Below are 16,317 nucleotides of genomic sequence, written 5' to 3'. Positions count from 1 at the left end.
CGCATGGCACGCATCCTGATCGTCGAGGACTCGCCGGCAATGCGAGCGTACGTACGCTCGACGCTCGAGGACTGCGTCGTGGGGCTCGCGGGCGACGTCGACATCGTGGAAGCCATGAACGGCTTCGACGCGCTCCGGCTCCTGCCGCGCGGCGCGTTCGACCTCGTGATCACCGACATCAACATGCCCGACATCAACGGGCTCGAGCTCATCCGCTTCGTCCGGCAGAGCGACCGCTACCGGCGCGTCGGCATCCTCATCATCTCCACGCAGGCGGCCGAGCGCGACATCCAGCGCGGGCTCCGCCTCGGCGCGGACCTCTTCCTCCCGAAGCCGTTCACGCCCGAGGCCCTGCGCGACGCGGTGGTCGCCTGCCTCGACGGGCGCGCCCAGCGCGTGGCCGACGGCGACACCGACGCCGCCGAGCTCGCCGGCGACGCCCCGCTGACAGGCCTCGCCGGCGACGTCCGTTCCCCGCCGCCTGATCGCGCCCCGGAGCCGGTGACCCGCACCAAGCAGCCTGGCTCCGGCGAGGAAGGCGGCGGCTGATGGTGGACAGCGGCGATCGCGCGCGCGAGGAGTTCTTCTCGGAAGCGCAGGAGATCGTCGAGGGGCTCGGGCGCGACCTGCTCGCGCTCGACGAGGCGGTGCGGACCAACAAGATCGACCCGGACGTCATCAACGACGTCTTCCGCGCCGTCCACACCCTGAAGGGGCTCGCCGGGCTCTTCGGCGCGACCCGGATGGCCACCCTGTCGCACGAGCTCGAGGAGCTGCTCGACAACCTGCGCCTCGGCCGCATCGAGATCAGCGCGTCCGTCCTCGACCTGCTGTTCCGCAGCGTCGAGCTCTACGGGCGCATCCTCCAGAACGAGAAGGACGGGCGCGACGCGCCCATGCCCGAGGTCGACGACCTCCTCCGCCAGCTCCACCAGGACGCCGGCCCGAGCGCGGCCGGCCTCCCGGACGACAACTACGACCTCGATCCGGGGCTGCTCTCCGTGCTCACCGAGTACGAGGAGCACCGGCTGCGCACGAACATCGCGAGCGGGATGACCCTGTTCCGGCTCCGCGTGCAGTTCCACCTCGCCACGATCGACCAGGCGCTCGACGACCTGAAGATCACCGCGAAGCCGTACGGCGAGATCATCACCTACCTGCCGACGGGCGCCGGCGCGGACCAGGACTCGATCGAGCTCGACATCCTCATGGCGTCGCGCGCGCCGCTCGAGGAGCTCCAGCGCGCCCTGCACCAGGCCGGCGCCGCGGTCGAGGAGATCCCGCGGCGCAACAACAACGGGCACGGCCGCGTCGCGCCGCCGGGGATGCCGTCGATGTCGGCCGCGCTCCGCGGCGGCGCGCCCACGGGCGTGTCGCGCGCCGTCGACCTGACCGGCTCGATGGCGGCGAGCCCGCCGTCGAGCGCGCGCGGCAACCGCAAGGGAGAGCTGAGCTCCATCCGCTCCGTCGCGCAGACGGTGCGCGTCGACATCCACAAGCTCGACCGGCTGATGAACATCGTCGGCGAGCTCGCCCTCGTCCGATCGGCGCTCGGCCGCCTCGTCGAGCGGCTCCGCGCGGCGCCGACCGAGCGCGAGCTGAGCCTCGACCTCCACCGGCTCCAGCGCACGTTCGACCGGCACCTCGCCGCCATGCAGGCGGGCATCCTCGAGGTCCGGATGGTCCCGCTCGGGCAGGTCTTCGACAAGCTCGCCCGCGTCGTCCGCCAGATCAGCCGCGACGCCGACAAGCTCGTGAACCTCGTCATCACGGGCGCCGAGACCGAGGTCGACAAGCTCATCGTCGAGGAGCTCAGCGACCCGCTCATGCACATGATGCGCAACGCCATCGACCACGGCATCGAGTCGAAGAGCGTGCGCGAGGCGGTGGGCAAGCCCGCGGTCGGCACGATCGCGCTGAACGCCTTCCAGAAGGGCAACCACGTCGTCATCGAGATCGAGGACGACGGCAAGGGCATCGACGTCGACAAGCTCCTCGACGCCGCCCTGCGCCGCGGGGTCATGACCCCGGAGGACGCGCGCACCACGAGCTACCGCGAGGTCCTGAACCTCATCTTCCAGCCGGGCATCTCGACGAAGACCGACGTGAGCGAGATCTCGGGGCGCGGCGTCGGGATGGACGTCGTGAAGACGAACATCAGCAAGCTCGGCGGCGTCATCGACGTGCACAGCGAGCCCGGCATCGGCACCAAGATGACGGTGACGCTGCCGATCACGCTGGCGATCATCAGCGCGCTCATCGTCCGCGTCGCCGACAGGCTCTTCGCCATCCCGCTGACCAACGTGCAGGAGGCGGTCGCGCTCGACGAGGCCACGGTGCGCCAGATCGACGGCCGCGAGATGATCACGCTGCGCAACAGCACGCTCCAGCTCTGCTACCTCGCGCGGCTCTTCGGCCTGAACGAGGAGGAGGAGCTCAGCGCGCGCATCGCCGGCCTGCTCGGCGGCGCGCGCGGCGGCTCCGCGGCGCGGCCCGCCGTCGGCGGGCGGCGCGGGTCCGACGGCCGCGCGACGCTCGGGCTCCGGGAGGGGAGCAAGCGCAAGTACATCGTGGTGGCGTCGGTCGGCGCGCGCCGGCTGGGGCTCGTCGTGAGCACGCTCATCGGCCAGCAGGACGTCGTGATCAAGGCGCTCGGCCCGTCGCTCTCGTCGGTGCGCGGCTTCTCCGGCGCCACGGAGCTCGGCGACCAGCGCATCGCGCTCGTCCTCGACGCCCCGGCGCTCATCGAGGAGATCCTCCACGGCGGGGACCGGCAGCGCAACGATCCGCGGAGCACCCATGGCTAACCTCTCCCGAAGGCACGCCCGCGTCCCTGTGTCGAAGCGGAACTCGCGCGCGCAGGCGACCGGCCCGCGGACCGAGTACCTCGCGTTCACGCTCGCGGGCGACACCTACGCCGCGCCCGTGTCGCTCGTGCGCGAGATCCTGAAGCCGCCCCCGCTCACGCCGGTGCCGCGCGCGCCGGACTCGACGATGGGCATCGTCAGCGTCCGCGGGCAGCTCGTGACCGTCATCGATCTGCGGCGGCGGATGCGGCTGCACGAGGGCGCGCCGCAGCGCCGGGCGCGCATCCTGCTCGTCGACGCGGCGAACGGCGAGACGCTCGGCCTGTTCGTCGACGAGGTCCAGCAGGTCTACCGGCTCGCCGACGCCGAGATCGAGCACGCCGCGACGGCGCTCGGCGGCGACGTCGCGGGCCACATCGCCGGCATCGCCCGGCCCATGCACGGGGCGACCGCGTCGGACGGCGCCCAGGGCGAGGCGCAGCCGCGCGTGATCATCCTGCTCGACCTGCAGGCCATACTCGCGTCCTAGAGGACGATTCGTCCGCGCCCGGGCGGCTCGAAGAGCCCGGGCGCTCGGAGGCTCAGATGCCGTTAACTGGAGAGCGAAGCCGTCCCGACCCGCAGAAGAGCCTCGTCGGCTTTGTGGTCGGCGACGTGCATTACGCGATCGACATCACGCGGGTGCGCGAGATCGTGAACCCGCTGTCGGTGACCACGCTGCCGCACACGCCGCCCGAGGTCGCCGGCGTCGCGAACCACCGCGGCGAGGTGGTGCCCGTGATCGAGCTCCGCGTGCGCTTCGGGCTCCCCCCGGTCGAGCCGAGCCGCAGCACCAAGTGGATCCTGGTCGACGTCGGCACGCACACGGTCGGGCTCGTCGTCGACGCGGTGACGGAGGTCTTCGGGACGAGCGGCGACTACCGCCCGACGCCGCCGGTGGGCGGCAGCAGCGATCTGCGCGGCATCGTGGGCGTGACGACGCACGACGAGCGGATGATCTTCGTGCTCGACGTCGGGCGCTTCATCGAACTCGCCCTCGCGCTCGCCGCGTCCGGCGCGCTCCTGGAGGCCCCGTGAGCCGCGCCTTCGACGACCTGGGTCCGTACGGCGACCCGCGCGTGAGCGACGCGGGCGCCTGGCCGACCGAGCCCGAGTCCATCTCGCCCAGCGTGCGCAGCACCCCGATGCCGATCTCGGCCATCGCCGCGGCGCTCGCGGCGGACGACGCCGAGGAGCGCCGCCAGGCGGCCGCGCGGCTCGGCCGGGCGGACGTCGCGGAGGCGCTGCCGCTCCTGCTCCGCGCGCTCGGCGATCCCGACTGGCGCGTCCGCAAGGAGGCGACCTACGCCTGCCACCGGCTGATCCAGCAGACCTCGCCGTCCGCCGCGGCCGCCGAGGGCGAGCGCCCGGCCGCGGCCCAGGGCGGCGCCGAAGGCGACCGCCCGCCCGCGGCCCAGGGCGCCGAGGCCGAGCGACCGTCGGCCTCGCAGCTCCTCGTCGGGGCGCTGCTCGACGCGCTGCGGACCAGCGACGACGTCGGCCTCCGGAACGCGGCCATCGAGGTGCTCGGCTACTGCGGCCGCGACGCCACGCCGGCGCTCGTCGGCGCGCTCGGCGAGCTCGCGGGCGACGAGCGCAAGCTGGTCGTCGACGCGCTCGGACGCACGCGGGACCCGGCGGCGCTCGACGCGCTCTACGCGACGCTCGGGGAGAAGGACGACAACCTGCGCCAGAGCGCGATCGAGGCGATCTCCGGGATGGGGCTCATCGCGCGCGAGCGGGTGACGGACATCCTCTACGAGCGCCTCGCCGACCGCGATCGCTTCGTGCGGCTGACCTCGCTGAACGGCCTGAACGGCCTCGAGGCGCCGGTGCCGTGGCGGGTGCTCGCGCCGCTCATCGACGACCCGATCCTCCGCTCGTCGGCGCTGGTCGCCGCCGCGCTCGCGGAGAGCCCCGAGGCGCCGCGGGCGCTCTGCGCGGCGCTCGCGACGGCGCGCGGCGGCGCGTTCGCGCAGCTCGTGCGGGCGCTGGCGCGGCTCGCGGAGGGGCCGCTCGCGTCGCACGTCGTGACGTCGCTCCGGGCGGCCCCGCTCGAGGTGGGCGCCCGCCTCGTGCAGGCCGCCGCCGCGCAGGGCTCCGGCGGCGCGGAGCCCCCGTCGTGGCGCGGCCTCGGCGCCGATCCGGTGAGCGGGCGCGCGCAGGCGCTCGTGCTCGCGGCGATGGCGCGCGCGCCGGGCGCGGCCGACGCCGCGGTGCAGGCGATGATCGAGCCGGCGCTCGTCGAGACGGCGCAGCGCGCGCTCGGCCTGCTCGGCGAGGAGGCGCTGCCCGCGGTGCTCGCCTACCTCGAGCGCCACGTCGATCCCGACCCGGATCTCTGGGAGGGCCTCGACGACGCGACGGCCGCGCTCATCGACGGCGCTGTCGCGATCGCAGAGCAGCGCGGGCGCGGGGGCGATCCGGCGCGGCCTGCCCCGGACGCCGCGGCCGATCCGCCGCTCGACGAGCTGCTCGGCGCGGTGCGCCGGTCGGTCAAGAGCCCCTCGACGCTCGTGGCGACGAGCGCGCTCTACGGCCTCGCGAAGATCGGGACCGCGGACGATTTCGAGCTCGTCGTGTCGCAGACGCGCGCCATCTCGCTGCCGGTCGCGCGCGCGGCGGAGAGCGCGCTCGCGGGGCTCTCCGAGCGCTACCCCGAGGCGGCGCGCGCGCTCGCGCGGCAGCTCATGCAGGCCGAGCGGACGCACCTCGCCGCGGCGATCGTGATCGAGGCGCTCGGCTCGGCGGATCCGGAGGAGCTCGCGTTCCTGAGGAGCGCCGCGTCGGCGGGCGACGTGCGCGCGCGCCGCGCGGCCGTGACCGCGGTCGCCGCGGCGGCGGGCGTCGCGGCGCTCGACGTGCTGAGCTTCTCGCTGGCCGACGAGGAGCGGGAGGTCCGCCTGGCGGCGGCGCGCGCGCTGGGCCGCCTGTACGCGTCGCTGTCGGACGCCGGCCCTGCCGGCGGCGAGCGGGCCCGCGCCCGCGAGCTGCTCGGGCTGGTGCGCGCCTCGGGCGAGCCCGAGCTCGTCGCGGCCGCGGCGCAGGGCGGCGCCCCGTTCCGCTCGGATCCCCCGTGGGGCGAGGCGGGGGATCGGCTGAGCGCGCCCGTCTCGATCGAGGTCGGCGAGGGCGCCGTGTCCACTCCGGGGATGTCCGGCGGGCCGCCGTCGGGGAAGGTGCCGTGAACCGGCGGCGGGACGACGAGATCCGCCTCTTGCCCGACGAGTTCCAGCGGCTGCGGGACCTGTTCAACAAGCACTGCGGGCTCCAGTTCGGGCCCGAGGCGCGGACGTCCATGGAGCGCCGGCTCCGCGAGCGGATCGTGGTGCTCGGCCTCTCGTCGTTCGCGCAGTACCACGAGTACCTGCGCTTCCACAGCCGCGGGCGCACCGAGCTCGACGAGGCGATCGAGCTCATCACGGTCAACGAGACGTACTTCTTCCGCGAGGACTACCAGCTCCGCGCGCTGACGACCGAGATCGTGCCGATGATCGTGAAGGCGGGCGGCGCCAAGAGCCGGCTGTCGATCTGGAGCGCGGGCTGCTCGACGGGCGAGGAGGTCTACTCGATCGCGATCACCGCGCGGGAGTCGGGCGCCGCGGATCGCCGCGAGGTCCGCGTCTTCGGCAGCGACATCTCGCGCCGCTGCGTGGTGGCCGCGCGCAAGGGGGTGTACGGCGCCTCGTCCTTCCGCGTGACGCCCCCCGAGCTCAAGCGTCGCTACTTCACCGAGCGGCCGGACGGGTTCCACGTGGTGGACGAGCTGCGGTCGCTCTGCCAGTTCGGGCACCTGAACCTGCTCGACTCGTCGCGCGCGGCGGTGGTCGGGCGCGTGGACGTCATCTTCTGCCGCAACGTCCTCATTTACCTGGACGAGGAGTCGCGGCGCCGGGTGATCGACATCTTCTACGAGCGCCTCTCGCCCGGCGGGTTCCTCCTGCTCGGCCACTCCGAGTCGCTGCTGAACGTCACGACCGCGTTCGAGATCGTGCACCTCCGGGAGGATCTCGTGTACCGCAAGCCGGCGGCCACGCTGCGTCTCGGGCTCGCGGAGGGCTCGCCGGAGCGGGGGGGCCCCGAACGTGGGGGGGCCGGCGGGGGGGCAGGGGAGGAGGGCGGATGAGGCGCCGAGGAAGTCGAGGCTGTACAGGCGACGGGTGGTCCCATGGCGCCCCGGGTGGGTTAGAATGAACCTCCGGCGGAAGGTTTTGCGCTCATGACATTCGCTCCCCTGCGCGTGCTCGTCGTCGACGACTCCGCGTACAACCGGCGCAACATCGCCGAGATCTTGAGCGGAAGCGACGAGATCGAGGTCGTGGGCAAGGCCGGTGACGGCGACGACGCGCTCCGTCAGGCCGCGCAGCTCAGGCCGGACGCGATCACGCTGGACCTCGAGATGCCGCGCATGGACGGCTTCACGTTCCTGCGCATCCTGATGGCGCGGCAGCCCACGCCGGTGATCATCGTCTCCAGCTACAGCCACAAGGAGAACGTCTTCAAGGCGCTCGAGCTGGGCGCGGTCGACTTCGTGGCGAAGCCGGACCGGCAGTTCACGGCCGACGCGCAGATCCGCCGGGAGATCATCCAGAAGGTCCTGCTCGTGCGCTACCTCCGCCCCCGCTCGCCGATGCCGGCGGCCGCGGCGCCGGCCCGCGCGTCGCAGCCCACGGCGCAGCGCGCGGCGCAGGAGCCGTCGCGGCTCGGGGTCTCGCTGCGCCACCTCGTGGCGGTCGGCTCCTCGACCGGCGGGCCCACGGCGCTGCTGGAGATCTTCAACCGGATCCCGGATCGTTTCCCCGGCGCGATCCTCATCGCGCAGCACATGCCCGACAAGTTCACGCGCACGTTCGCGGAGCGGCTCGATCGCAAGGGCGGGCTCCGCGTCGTGGAGGCGCAGAACGGCGACCAGGTGGTGGCCCGCAAGGCGTACGTGTGCCCGGGCCGGATGTGCATGGAGATCGCGGTGACGCCGGGCAGCGGGGTCGGTCTGAGCGGCGACATCCGGATCCGGGTGGGCGCGCCGGCGCCTGGCGATCGGTACGTGCCGAGCGCGGACCGGCTGTTCCGGAGCGTGGCGCAGGTGGGCGGCAGCCGCGCGGTGGGCATCATCCTGACGGGGATGGGCGACGACGGGGTGAACGGCGCGCGGGCGATCCGCGCGGCCGGGGGCACGGTGGTGGCCGAGAGCGAGGACTCCGCGGTGGTCTACGGCATGCCGGGCGCCGCGGTGCGGGCGGGGGTCGTCAACGAGAGCCTGCCGTTCACGGCGATCGGCGACTTCATCGCGCTGCTCTCGTAGCGGACGCGGCGGTTCCTCGAGAACCCCGAGAAAATAAAACCACAGAGGGCACAGAGGGCACAGAGGGAGAGAATTTTCTGCCCCTCTCCGATCGGAGATCGCCCTGCGATTGGAGCGCTCCGAGCTCTTTTTCTCTCTGTCCTCTGTGCCCTCTGTGCCCTCTGTGGTTCAAATCTCTCCCTTCATCACACATACCTCTGCTCTGTGCTCCAGCCACCTGAACCGTTGGCACTGCAACGGTTCCCGGCTGACTGCCAAAGTTGACCCCTCGGGCGCATCGTGAGACAGGTCGGTCGCTGACATGCGGATCCGACGCGCCGCACGCAGGCTTGTTTGTCTTGTCTGGATGGCCGCCCTCTCGGGCGTCGCGTTCGACGGCCTCGCTGCGCCCGCGGAGGGCGCGGCCGAGCCGCCGAAGGCCGAGGCGAAGAAGGACGGGGCGGCCGACGGCAAGGCGGAGAAGCCTGCCCCGGCCAGGTCGGCGGCGTCGAGCGGCAAGGGCGGCGCGAAGCGCGTGGCCGCCAAGGCGCCGGCGAAGCCCGCGGCGCGGTCGAAGCCGGCGAAGAAGGGCGCGGGCAAGATCGCGCGCAAGCCGGGGGAGCCCGGCGCCCCGGACGAGGCGGCGCGGCGGGTCATCGCGGGCACCGCGACGCCGGCGGGGGCGAGCGTCGCCGAGTCGCCCGAGCTCCGCACGATGCGCGAGATCGACCAGGCGCTCTTCCCCGGCGCCGCGCCGACCGCCGGCCCGGCGTGGCCGGTCGACGGCACGCTCCTGCTCGGCGCGGGCGAGCCGCGCCTCGAGGCGTCCGGCCTGCCGCCCTCCGGCCTGACGGCCGCGCCGGTGCAGGCGGAGGAGACCCGCGACATCTCCTGGCTGCGGCAGCTCGAGCTGCCCGAGATCCCGGTCCGCTGGGACGGCCGGGTCGTGCGCTACCTCGAGTACTACAAGGACGACCCGCGCGGCCGCTCGGCCGTGGCCACCTGGATCAAGAAGAGCGGCCGCTACGGCGCCGCGATCCGCCGCGTCCTCCGCGAGCAGGGGCTCCCGGAGGATCTCCTCTGGCTGTCGCTCGTCGAGAGCGGCTTCGACCCGACCATCCACTCCCCGGCCGGCGCCGCGGGCCTCTGGCAGTTCATGCCCGAGGGCGCGCGCATCTACGGCCTCACGGTCGACCGGTGGATCGACGAGCGCCTCGACCCGGAGCGCTCGACGCTCGCGGCGGCGCGGTACCTCTCGGATCTGCGGCGGCGCTTCGGCGGCTGGGAGCTCGCGTTCGCGGCCTACAACATGGGGTACGGCGGGCTGCTCGCCTCGATCCGCAAGTACAACACGAACGACTTCTGGGAGCTGTCGCGGCTCGAGGCGGGGATGCCGCTCGAGACGGCGCTCTACGTGCCGAAGATCCTCGCGATCGCGATCGTGGCGCGGAACCTGAAGGTCTTCGGCTGCGACGAGCTCGAGCTCGACCCGGCGGTGACGTTCGACAAGATCTCGCTCGGCTCCGGGGTGTCGCTCCAGTCGGTGGCGTCCGCGACGGGGGCGGGGGCGCCGGAGATCGAGGCGCTGAACCCGCAGCTCGTGGCGAAGCGCACGCCGCCCTCGCCGGTGGACGCGAAGGAGCAGGCGCGCTGGGAGATCCGGGTGCCGGCGGGCGCCGGGGCGCGCGCGGCGAAGTCGATGCCGAAGCTCCTCGAGCGCGAGCCGAAGCTCGAGCGGTACCTGGTGCGCTGGGGCGAGTCGCTCGACGACATCGCGACGTTCCGCGGCACGACGCGGTGGACGCTGCAGTCGCTGAACGGCCTGCGGGCGGGCGAGCCGGTGCGCCCGGGGACGCTGCTGTTCGTGCCGGCGGCGGAGGGCGTCGGCGTCGCGGCGGCGGAGCACCTGCTCGCGAACGGCGCGCCGCTGTCGTCGGAGGCGAAGCCGGTCGTGGTGGTCCCGGCGCAGCGCTTCTCGTACGAGGGTCGCCGGCGCGTGTTCTACCGGGTGGTCGCGGGCGACGCGCTCCGGGATCTCGCGGCGGTGCTGTCGGTGACGCCGGACGAGATCTGCCGCTGGAACACGCTCGCGCCCGGGGCGTCGCTCCACGAGGGCATGACGCTCCAGCTCTTCGTGCCGCGATCGCAGCGCCACGAGGGGGTGTTCCTGCTCGACGAGGCCGACGCGCGGGTGATGGAGGTCGGCTCGGAGCAGTTCTTCGCCCACTTCGAGGGGCTGAAGGGCCGCAAGCGCATCGAGATCGCGGTGCGCGAGGGCGACTCGTTCAGCACGCTCGCGACCCGCTACGGCCTGAGCGTGGGCAGCCTCGAGCGGATCAACCAGCGCTCGCGGCGGAGCGTGCTGATGCCGGGCGACCGGCTGGTGGTGTACGTGCCGACGTCGCATCGGGACGATCCGCCGCCGGTGGAGCCGCGCGAGGACGACGTCCGCGTGGCGTCGGCCCAGGCCGCGGGCGCGGTGGACGACGGCGACAAGGCGGCGGCCGCCGTGCCGGTGAAGCCTGCGACGGCCGCCGAGCCGGTGAAGGCGGCGGCGGCCGAGCCGGTGAAGAAGGCGGCGGCCGAGCCGGTGAAGCCTGCGACGGCCGCCGAGCCGGTGAAGGCGGCGGCGGCCGAGCCGGTGAAGAAGACGGCGGGGGCCGAGCCGGTGAAGCCGGCGGTGCTGGCGACGTCCGGGACCGCAGCAGGCGCAGGCGAGACGAAGCCGGCGAAGGTCGAGGGGAAGGCTGCCGAGGGGGCCGCGGAGACGAAGTCGGCGAAGGCCGAGGCCGGCGCGGGCGAGACGAAGCCGGCGAAGACCGAAGGGAAGGCCGCCGAGGGCGCGGGGGAGACGAAGCCGGCGAAGGCCGAGGCCGGCGCGGGCGAGACGAAGCCGGCGAAGGCCGAAGGGAAGGCCGCCGAGGGGGCCGCGGAGACGAAGCCGGCCAAGGCGGAGGGGAAGACCGAGTCCGGCGCGGGCGCCACGAAGCCGGTGCGGGCCGAGGGCGCGAAGGCCGAGGCGGGCGCCGGGGAGAAGCCCGGCGGCGCGGGCGCGGCGGGCGCCGGCGATCGGGCCGGCGCGGCGGCGGAGGAGAAGAAGGCTCCCGAGGGCGAGAAGAAGCCCGCGCCGAGCGGCGCGGACGAGAAGCCCCCGGCGGGGCGCGCCAAGGGCGCGCAGGACAAGGAGAAGCCCGCGACGGGCGGCGGCACCGCACTGTGATGTCGCGTGGCACGGCAGCCGAGCTCAAAGCGAGCTCGGCTGTTGACGGGAGCTGTCGAGGGGAGCCGAAACCACCCCGCGTCGAGATCGGGTCTCGCCAGCGTGGTTTCTCAGGTCTCGTCCCGCCCGTGGACGCTGGCCGGAGGGCTGGTCGCCTCGACCGCGGTGAACGGTTCAGTGATTTTGTAGAAATGTGATGCCCCTTTAGGCACCGTCCACGAGTCGCCGGGCTCGAGGCGCACCATCTGCCCCTCGAGGTGCAGCTCGGCTCGCCCCTCGATCACGAACCCCACCGTCTCATAATCGCGTGCGGTCGGCTGTTTCTCCTCGCCGGGCGGCTCGCGCTCCCAGAGTCGCATCGAGACCTGGACTCCGGAGGCCAGGTACTTCTGTCCCATCTGCCCTCTCGGGGAGCGGCCGGAGGAGACCTTCATGATGGTTGTGTCGCCCATGTGCGCCTCGCTTTCGTCCTCGATCGACTCGTCCGGTCACTCGCCTGGTCTGTCCCGGAGCGCGGGCGCGATCGTGGGTGCGAGCCTCGCTGACGCGGATCGGGCTTCTCCCTCTTTCCTCGTCCGTCTTTGCTCGTCGGTCTTTCGTTGCAGAGAACGTATCCCGCCGGTCCGAACTCCTGTAGGATGGATCTCACTGGAGGCGCGTCCCGTGGACCTGGGATCTGGATCGTACGTCGCGCGGGAGCGCGCGCAGGATGGGTCGAACGGGGCGAGCGCGGGGCGGTGGGTGCAGGGGGAGCGCGGCCCTGTCACCGGAGCGACGCTGATGGACGTGGTCGTCCGGGCGCGCTCCGTGAGGGCCAGGCGCGCCGCGCTGCCGGGAAGTCGCTGATGTCGTCGCCGAAGAGTCCGACCTTGCTCTCAGCCGGCGTGCTGATCGACAGGAAGTACCGGCTCGTGCGCCAGATCGGCGAGGGCGCGATGGGCGTCGTCTGGTCGGCGGTGAACGTGGCGACCGCGCGCGAGGTGGCGCTGAAGCTGATCCACCGCCCCGAGGCCGAGTTCCGGCTGCGGCTGCAGCGCGAGGCGCGCAACTGCGGGGCGCTGCGGCACCGGAACGTCATCGACATCTACGACATGGGGGAGACGGAGGCCGGGGAGCCGTTCCTGGTGATGCAGCTCCTCACGGGCGAGACGGTGGCCGAGCTGCTCGCGCGGCGGCGCAAGCTCGAGCCGCCGGTGGCCGCGTCGATCGGGCGCGACGTCGCGAGGGGCCTCGCGGCCGCGCACGCGATGCACGTCATCCACCGCGACCTGAAGCCGGCGAACATCTTCCTGCACCGCGAGCCGGACATGGACGAGCCCGTGGTGAAGGTGCTCGATTTCGGGGTCGCCAAGAACCTCTCGGTCAACGACGGCCTGCACACGGTGCAGGGCGGCGCTGTCGGATCGCCGCTCTACATGAGCCCGGAGCAGGTGAGGGCGGAGCCGAACGTGGATCACCGGGCCGACATCTGGGCGCTCGGGGTGGTGCTGTTCGAGATGCTGACCGGCATGCGCCCGTTCCAGGGGGACGCGCAGTCGGTGTTCATGGGGATCCTGACGGGCGAGATCCCCACCGTGTCCCGGTACCTGAGGCGGGTGGACCAGGGCCTCGTCGATCTGATCGCCCGCTGCATGCGGCGCGAGCGATCGGAGCGGATCGGCTCGGCGGCGGAGGTCGCGGCGCTGCTCGACCGGTACGCGGCGCGGGGCGTGGGCGCCGACGCGGCGCTGCGGCAGACGGCGGACGCGCCGTGGCCGCAGCCGGGCACCGGCGGCGCGGCGGCGCAGCCGGGCGCTGGCGGCGCGGCGGCGCAGCCCGGCTCGGGGAGCTCGGGCGCGGGCCTCGCGGCGCCGGCGTCGATCGCGGATCCGATCTCGGTGAGCGTGGGCAGCGCGGGCAGCGCGGGCGCGCTCCCGCTGGCGCTGCTCGGCGGGGGGCCGCGTGCGCCGGTGCCGGTGCAGGAGCTGCCGGGCGCGGGCGGGGCGCAGGCGAGCGCGGGACAGGCGAGCGCGGGGCAGGCGGTGTCGCAGCGCCAGGGCAGCTCGGCGCAGCTCACGGCGCCGCCGTCTGCGGCGCGTGCCCCGTGGGACGACGACATGCCGACCTTGCCGATCACGCGCGGGAGCGCGGAGGCGGCCGGGGCGGCGCGGCAGCGCGCGGGGTCGGGGCAGTATCCCGCGGCGGGGCCTGCCGCGGCTGCGCTGGTGACGCCGCTGCCGTCGGCGGTGGGGTCTGCTGCGCCCGGGCTGGCGCATCCAGGGCTGGCGCAGGCGGGCGCGGCGCATCCCGCGCCGGGGGTGATCCCGGAGCGTGGGGCGTGGGGGAGCACGGTGCGCATGAGCTCGCCGTCGGTACCGGAGCGAAAGGTGGGGGCGAGCGCCGGCGGTCCTGCCGTGGGGGCGAGCGCCGGCGGTCCTGCCGTTGCGCCGGGCTCCGGGAGCTACGTCGCTCCGTCGAGCTCGGTCGCGGAGTCGACGGTGAAGCTCGGGGCGGAGGCGGGCGCTGGCGCCTCGGACTCGAGGCCGGGCGCGACCACGGCGACGGGCGCCGCCGCGGCGTCGAGCACGTCGGCGCAGGCGGGGAGCTCGTCGACGACGCCGCTCGTCTCGAACCATCCGTCGGTCCATCAGACCGGCGCGTACAGGGCGCAGGAGGCTCAGAACGCGGCCCCGCAGGAGGATCAGCGGCGCCGGCGGACGGCTGCGACGCTGGCGATCGCGGCCGCCGCCGTGTCGCTGATCCTGGTGGGGATGCTCATCGCGATGCGGTCCGGGGGGCCGTCGCACGCCGCGCCGGAGGAGCCCGGGAGCGTGGCGCCGCCGGTGAACAGCCCCGGCGGGGACACGGGCGCGTTGCCGGAGCGCGGGGGTTCGCCGCCGCCGAACGAGGCGCCCCCGGCGCGACCCGAGGAGGCGCCGCCGGCGTCCGCGTCGCCCGAGGTGCCGCCGGCGCCGAGCGCCGCTCCGGTGAACAGCGCTGGCGCGGCGCCGAGCGGCGGTACGGGTACAGCGCCGAGCGGCGGTACGGGCGCGGCGCCGAGCGGCGGCGCGGGGGCGGCGGCGGGGACAGCGAGCAGCGCGAAGCCGATCCGGACGCAGCCGTCTCCTGCGGTGACGTCGCAGCCGGCGAAGCCGCCGGCGACCTCGTGCGCTCATCTGAGGTTTCTTGAGCGGAAGCAGTGCGAGGCGAAGCTCAAGAAATAGCCGTTCTCTCGGCGGATCCATCCAACTACACCTGCCGGAGCCAGGGTCGTCGCGGCGTTGGCCTCGAGCGTCGCGGCGGCGACGAACACGTGTGCTGGACGCATGCCGTGCTCGAGGGCCGGGCGCCCCGCCCACGCCTTTGCTTGACGGTGCGCTGCCTCACCTGCGACAATTCTTCCCAAGCGCCCTCGATCTGCCGCTGCATCTGCCCTCACGCGAGCTCACTCCATGCAGTCTCCCTCGCCTCCTGCCGCGCCGCCGCCAGGTGCGCTCGTTTGCGGCAAATACCGCCTTCTGCGCCGGATCGGCGAGGGCGCGATGGGCGTCGTCTGGGCAGCGCACAACGAGGCCACCTCGCGCGAGGTGGCGCTCAAGCTGCTGGTGCGGCCCGATCCGGAGCTCCGCGCCCGGCTCCTGCGGGAGGCGCGCGCCTGCGGCGCGGTGAGCCACCGGAACATCGTCGATATCTACGATGCTGACGAGACCGACAGCGGCGATCCGTTCCTTGTCATGCCGCTGCTCTCCGGCGAGACGCTCTCGTCGTTTCTCAAGCGCAAGCGGAAGCTGGAGGTTCCAGAGGCCTCGCGCATCGCGCGGGACATCGCGCGCGGCCTCTCCGCCGCGCACGAGCGCGGCATCATCCACCGCGATCTGAAGCCGTCCAACATCTTTCTCCACACCGAGCCTGGCGACAGCAATTATGTCGTCAAGATACTCGACTTCGGCGTGAGCAAGTTCATCACCGGGCCTCAGCAGATGCGGACCGCGACAGGCATCCTCATCGGCTCGCCTGCGTACATGAGCCCGGAGCAGGTGCGGGCGCAGGGCGACATCGACCCGCGCGCGGATCTCTGGGCGCTCGGCGTGGTGATGTTCGAGATGCTCACGAGCCGCCGGCCGATCCAGGGCAGGGCGCATGAGCTCCTGAGGAACGTGCTCCAGGGCGACATCCCGTCGGTGTCGCAGTTCGTCTGGCAGATCGATCCCGGCCTCGACGCCCTGGTGACGCAGTGTCTCCAGCGCGATCGCGAGCGGAGGCCGCGCTCGGCGGCCGAGGTCGCGGCGGCGCTCGAGTCGTTCGTCACGCCGTCGGCGCCGCCGCGCGTCGCCTCGCCGCCGGGGTCGTCGCCGGAGCTGCGTCATGAGATACCGCAGCACCTGGGGAGAGGATCGTGGGGCGGGGCTTCGTCTGGATCGGCGCCGGCGACCACGACGCCGCTCCCGCTGTCCATGGCCCATCTGCAGGCCCCGCACGGGCACGGGGCGGCATCGCCGCGAGGCGCGGGCGCGCCGCCGGGGCCGCCGCCTCCGGCGGGCGGGGGCGCGGTGACGCCGGCGCAGCGGAGGTCGATGTCGAGCCATCCTCTGCTGGGCGAGCACGGCACGATCAAGCTCACCCCGGATCAAGCGGACGTCCATCGGGCGGCGCTGGCGTCGTCTCCGGCTGTTCCGAGCGCGAGCGCGCCCGCGCCGAGGCCGGCGACGCCGTTCGGTGGCACCGTGCCCCTCGAACCGCTCCCTCCACCGAGGCGATCGTCTCCTGAGCCCGCCCGGTCGCCTGTCGTGTGGGTCGCGATGGCGGTGCTCGCGGCGGCGCTGCTCGTGGGGATCGGCATGGCCGCGGGGTACCTCCTGTTGCGCGCCGGCGTGGAGAGCCCGGGGGAGCGCGGCGCAGGGCGTGCTACCTTCGATGGCGTCCTTTGGTTGGCTGTAGATAATGAGATCTCGCGCGCCGTCGTGCTGCGCCTCGAACAACCCTGCTGAGCT

At 73.6% G+C, this 16,317-nt stretch carries 12 protein-coding genes; 11 read left to right on the top strand and 1 reads right to left on the bottom strand.

From position 1 onward, the window contains the following. Positions 1-3 precede the first annotated feature (3 nt). The 8 genes from WME76_RS44425 (at position 4) to WME76_RS44390 (ending at position 11,347) form a co-directional block, all read left to right on the top strand. On the top strand, positions 4-549 hold the full coding sequence (locus WME76_RS44425) for a response regulator (RefSeq protein ID WP_437962267.1): 546 nt from the start codon (positions 4-6) through the stop codon (positions 547-549). Next, positions 549-2,807 carry a chemotaxis protein CheA gene (locus WME76_RS44420; protein WP_437289620.1) on the top strand — a complete coding sequence of 753 codons (2,259 nt, stop codon included), beginning with the start codon at positions 549-551 and terminating at the stop codon, positions 2,805-2,807. The genes WME76_RS44425 and WME76_RS44420 overlap by 1 nt, the downstream gene beginning before the upstream one ends. After that, positions 2,800-3,336: a chemotaxis protein CheW gene (locus tag WME76_RS44415; protein ID WP_437962266.1), complete on the top strand. Its 537-nt coding sequence runs from the start codon at positions 2,800-2,802 to the stop codon at positions 3,334-3,336. Before WME76_RS44420 ends, WME76_RS44415 begins: the two co-directional genes overlap by 8 nt. A gap of 56 nt (positions 3,337-3,392) precedes the next feature. Further along, positions 3,393-3,884: a chemotaxis protein CheW gene (locus WME76_RS44410; RefSeq protein WP_433934670.1), complete on the top strand. Its 492-nt coding sequence runs from the start codon at positions 3,393-3,395 to the stop codon at positions 3,882-3,884. Further along, positions 3,881-6,034: a HEAT repeat domain-containing protein gene (locus WME76_RS44405; RefSeq protein WP_437962265.1), complete on the top strand. Its 2,154-nt coding sequence runs from the start codon at positions 3,881-3,883 to the stop codon at positions 6,032-6,034. The genes WME76_RS44410 and WME76_RS44405 overlap by 4 nt, the downstream gene beginning before the upstream one ends. Next, entirely contained in the window at positions 6,031-6,972 is a 942-nt protein-coding gene (locus WME76_RS44400) for a CheR family methyltransferase (RefSeq protein WP_437962264.1), read from the top strand. The genes WME76_RS44405 and WME76_RS44400 overlap by 4 nt, the downstream gene beginning before the upstream one ends. 93 nt (positions 6,973-7,065) lie before the next feature. Continuing rightward, positions 7,066-8,148, top strand: a complete 1,083-nt coding sequence (gene cheB, locus WME76_RS44395; RefSeq protein WP_061605839.1) for a chemotaxis-specific protein-glutamate methyltransferase CheB — start codon at positions 7,066-7,068, stop codon at positions 8,146-8,148. A 346-nt stretch (positions 8,149-8,494) separates the two neighbouring features. Then, positions 8,495-11,347 (top strand): transglycosylase SLT domain-containing protein, encoded by a 2,853-nt coding sequence (locus tag WME76_RS44390; RefSeq protein WP_437962263.1) that lies wholly within the window; start codon positions 8,495-8,497, stop codon positions 11,345-11,347. 110 nt (positions 11,348-11,457) lie between these two features. Here WME76_RS44390 and WME76_RS44385 read toward each other — a convergent pair whose 3' ends face one another. Then, a complete protein-coding gene (locus tag WME76_RS44385; RefSeq protein WP_437962262.1) occupies positions 11,458-11,799 on the bottom strand; it encodes a cupin domain-containing protein in 342 nt (113 codons plus the stop codon). Positions 11,800-12,010: 211 nt separating this feature from the next. On the opposite strand from WME76_RS44385, the gene WME76_RS44380 reads away from it, so the two are divergent. The 3 genes from WME76_RS44380 to WME76_RS44370 all read left to right on the top strand — a co-directional run bounded on the left by WME76_RS44380 (position 12,011) and on the right by WME76_RS44370 (position 16,314). Further along, positions 12,011-12,193, top strand: a complete 183-nt coding sequence (locus WME76_RS44380; RefSeq protein WP_437962261.1) for a hypothetical protein — start codon at positions 12,011-12,013, stop codon at positions 12,191-12,193. Positions 12,194-12,216: 23 nt separating this feature from the next. Then, the gene (locus WME76_RS44375; protein WP_437962260.1) at positions 12,217-14,550 is read left to right on the top strand and encodes a protein kinase domain-containing protein; all 2,334 of its coding nucleotides are present in this window, start codon (positions 12,217-12,219) and stop codon (positions 14,548-14,550) included. Between the two features lie 228 nt (positions 14,551-14,778). After that, entirely contained in the window at positions 14,779-16,314 is a 1,536-nt protein-coding gene (locus WME76_RS44370) for a serine/threonine-protein kinase (protein ID WP_437962259.1), read from the top strand. Positions 16,315-16,317: the final 3 nt, after the last annotated feature.

This window comes from Sorangium sp. So ce119, assembly GCF_051524405.1.
Classification (GTDB): Bacteria; Myxococcota_A; Polyangia; order Polyangiales; family Polyangiaceae; genus Sorangium; species Sorangium cellulosum_G.
This window is presented reverse-complemented; position numbering and strand designations above follow the sequence as displayed.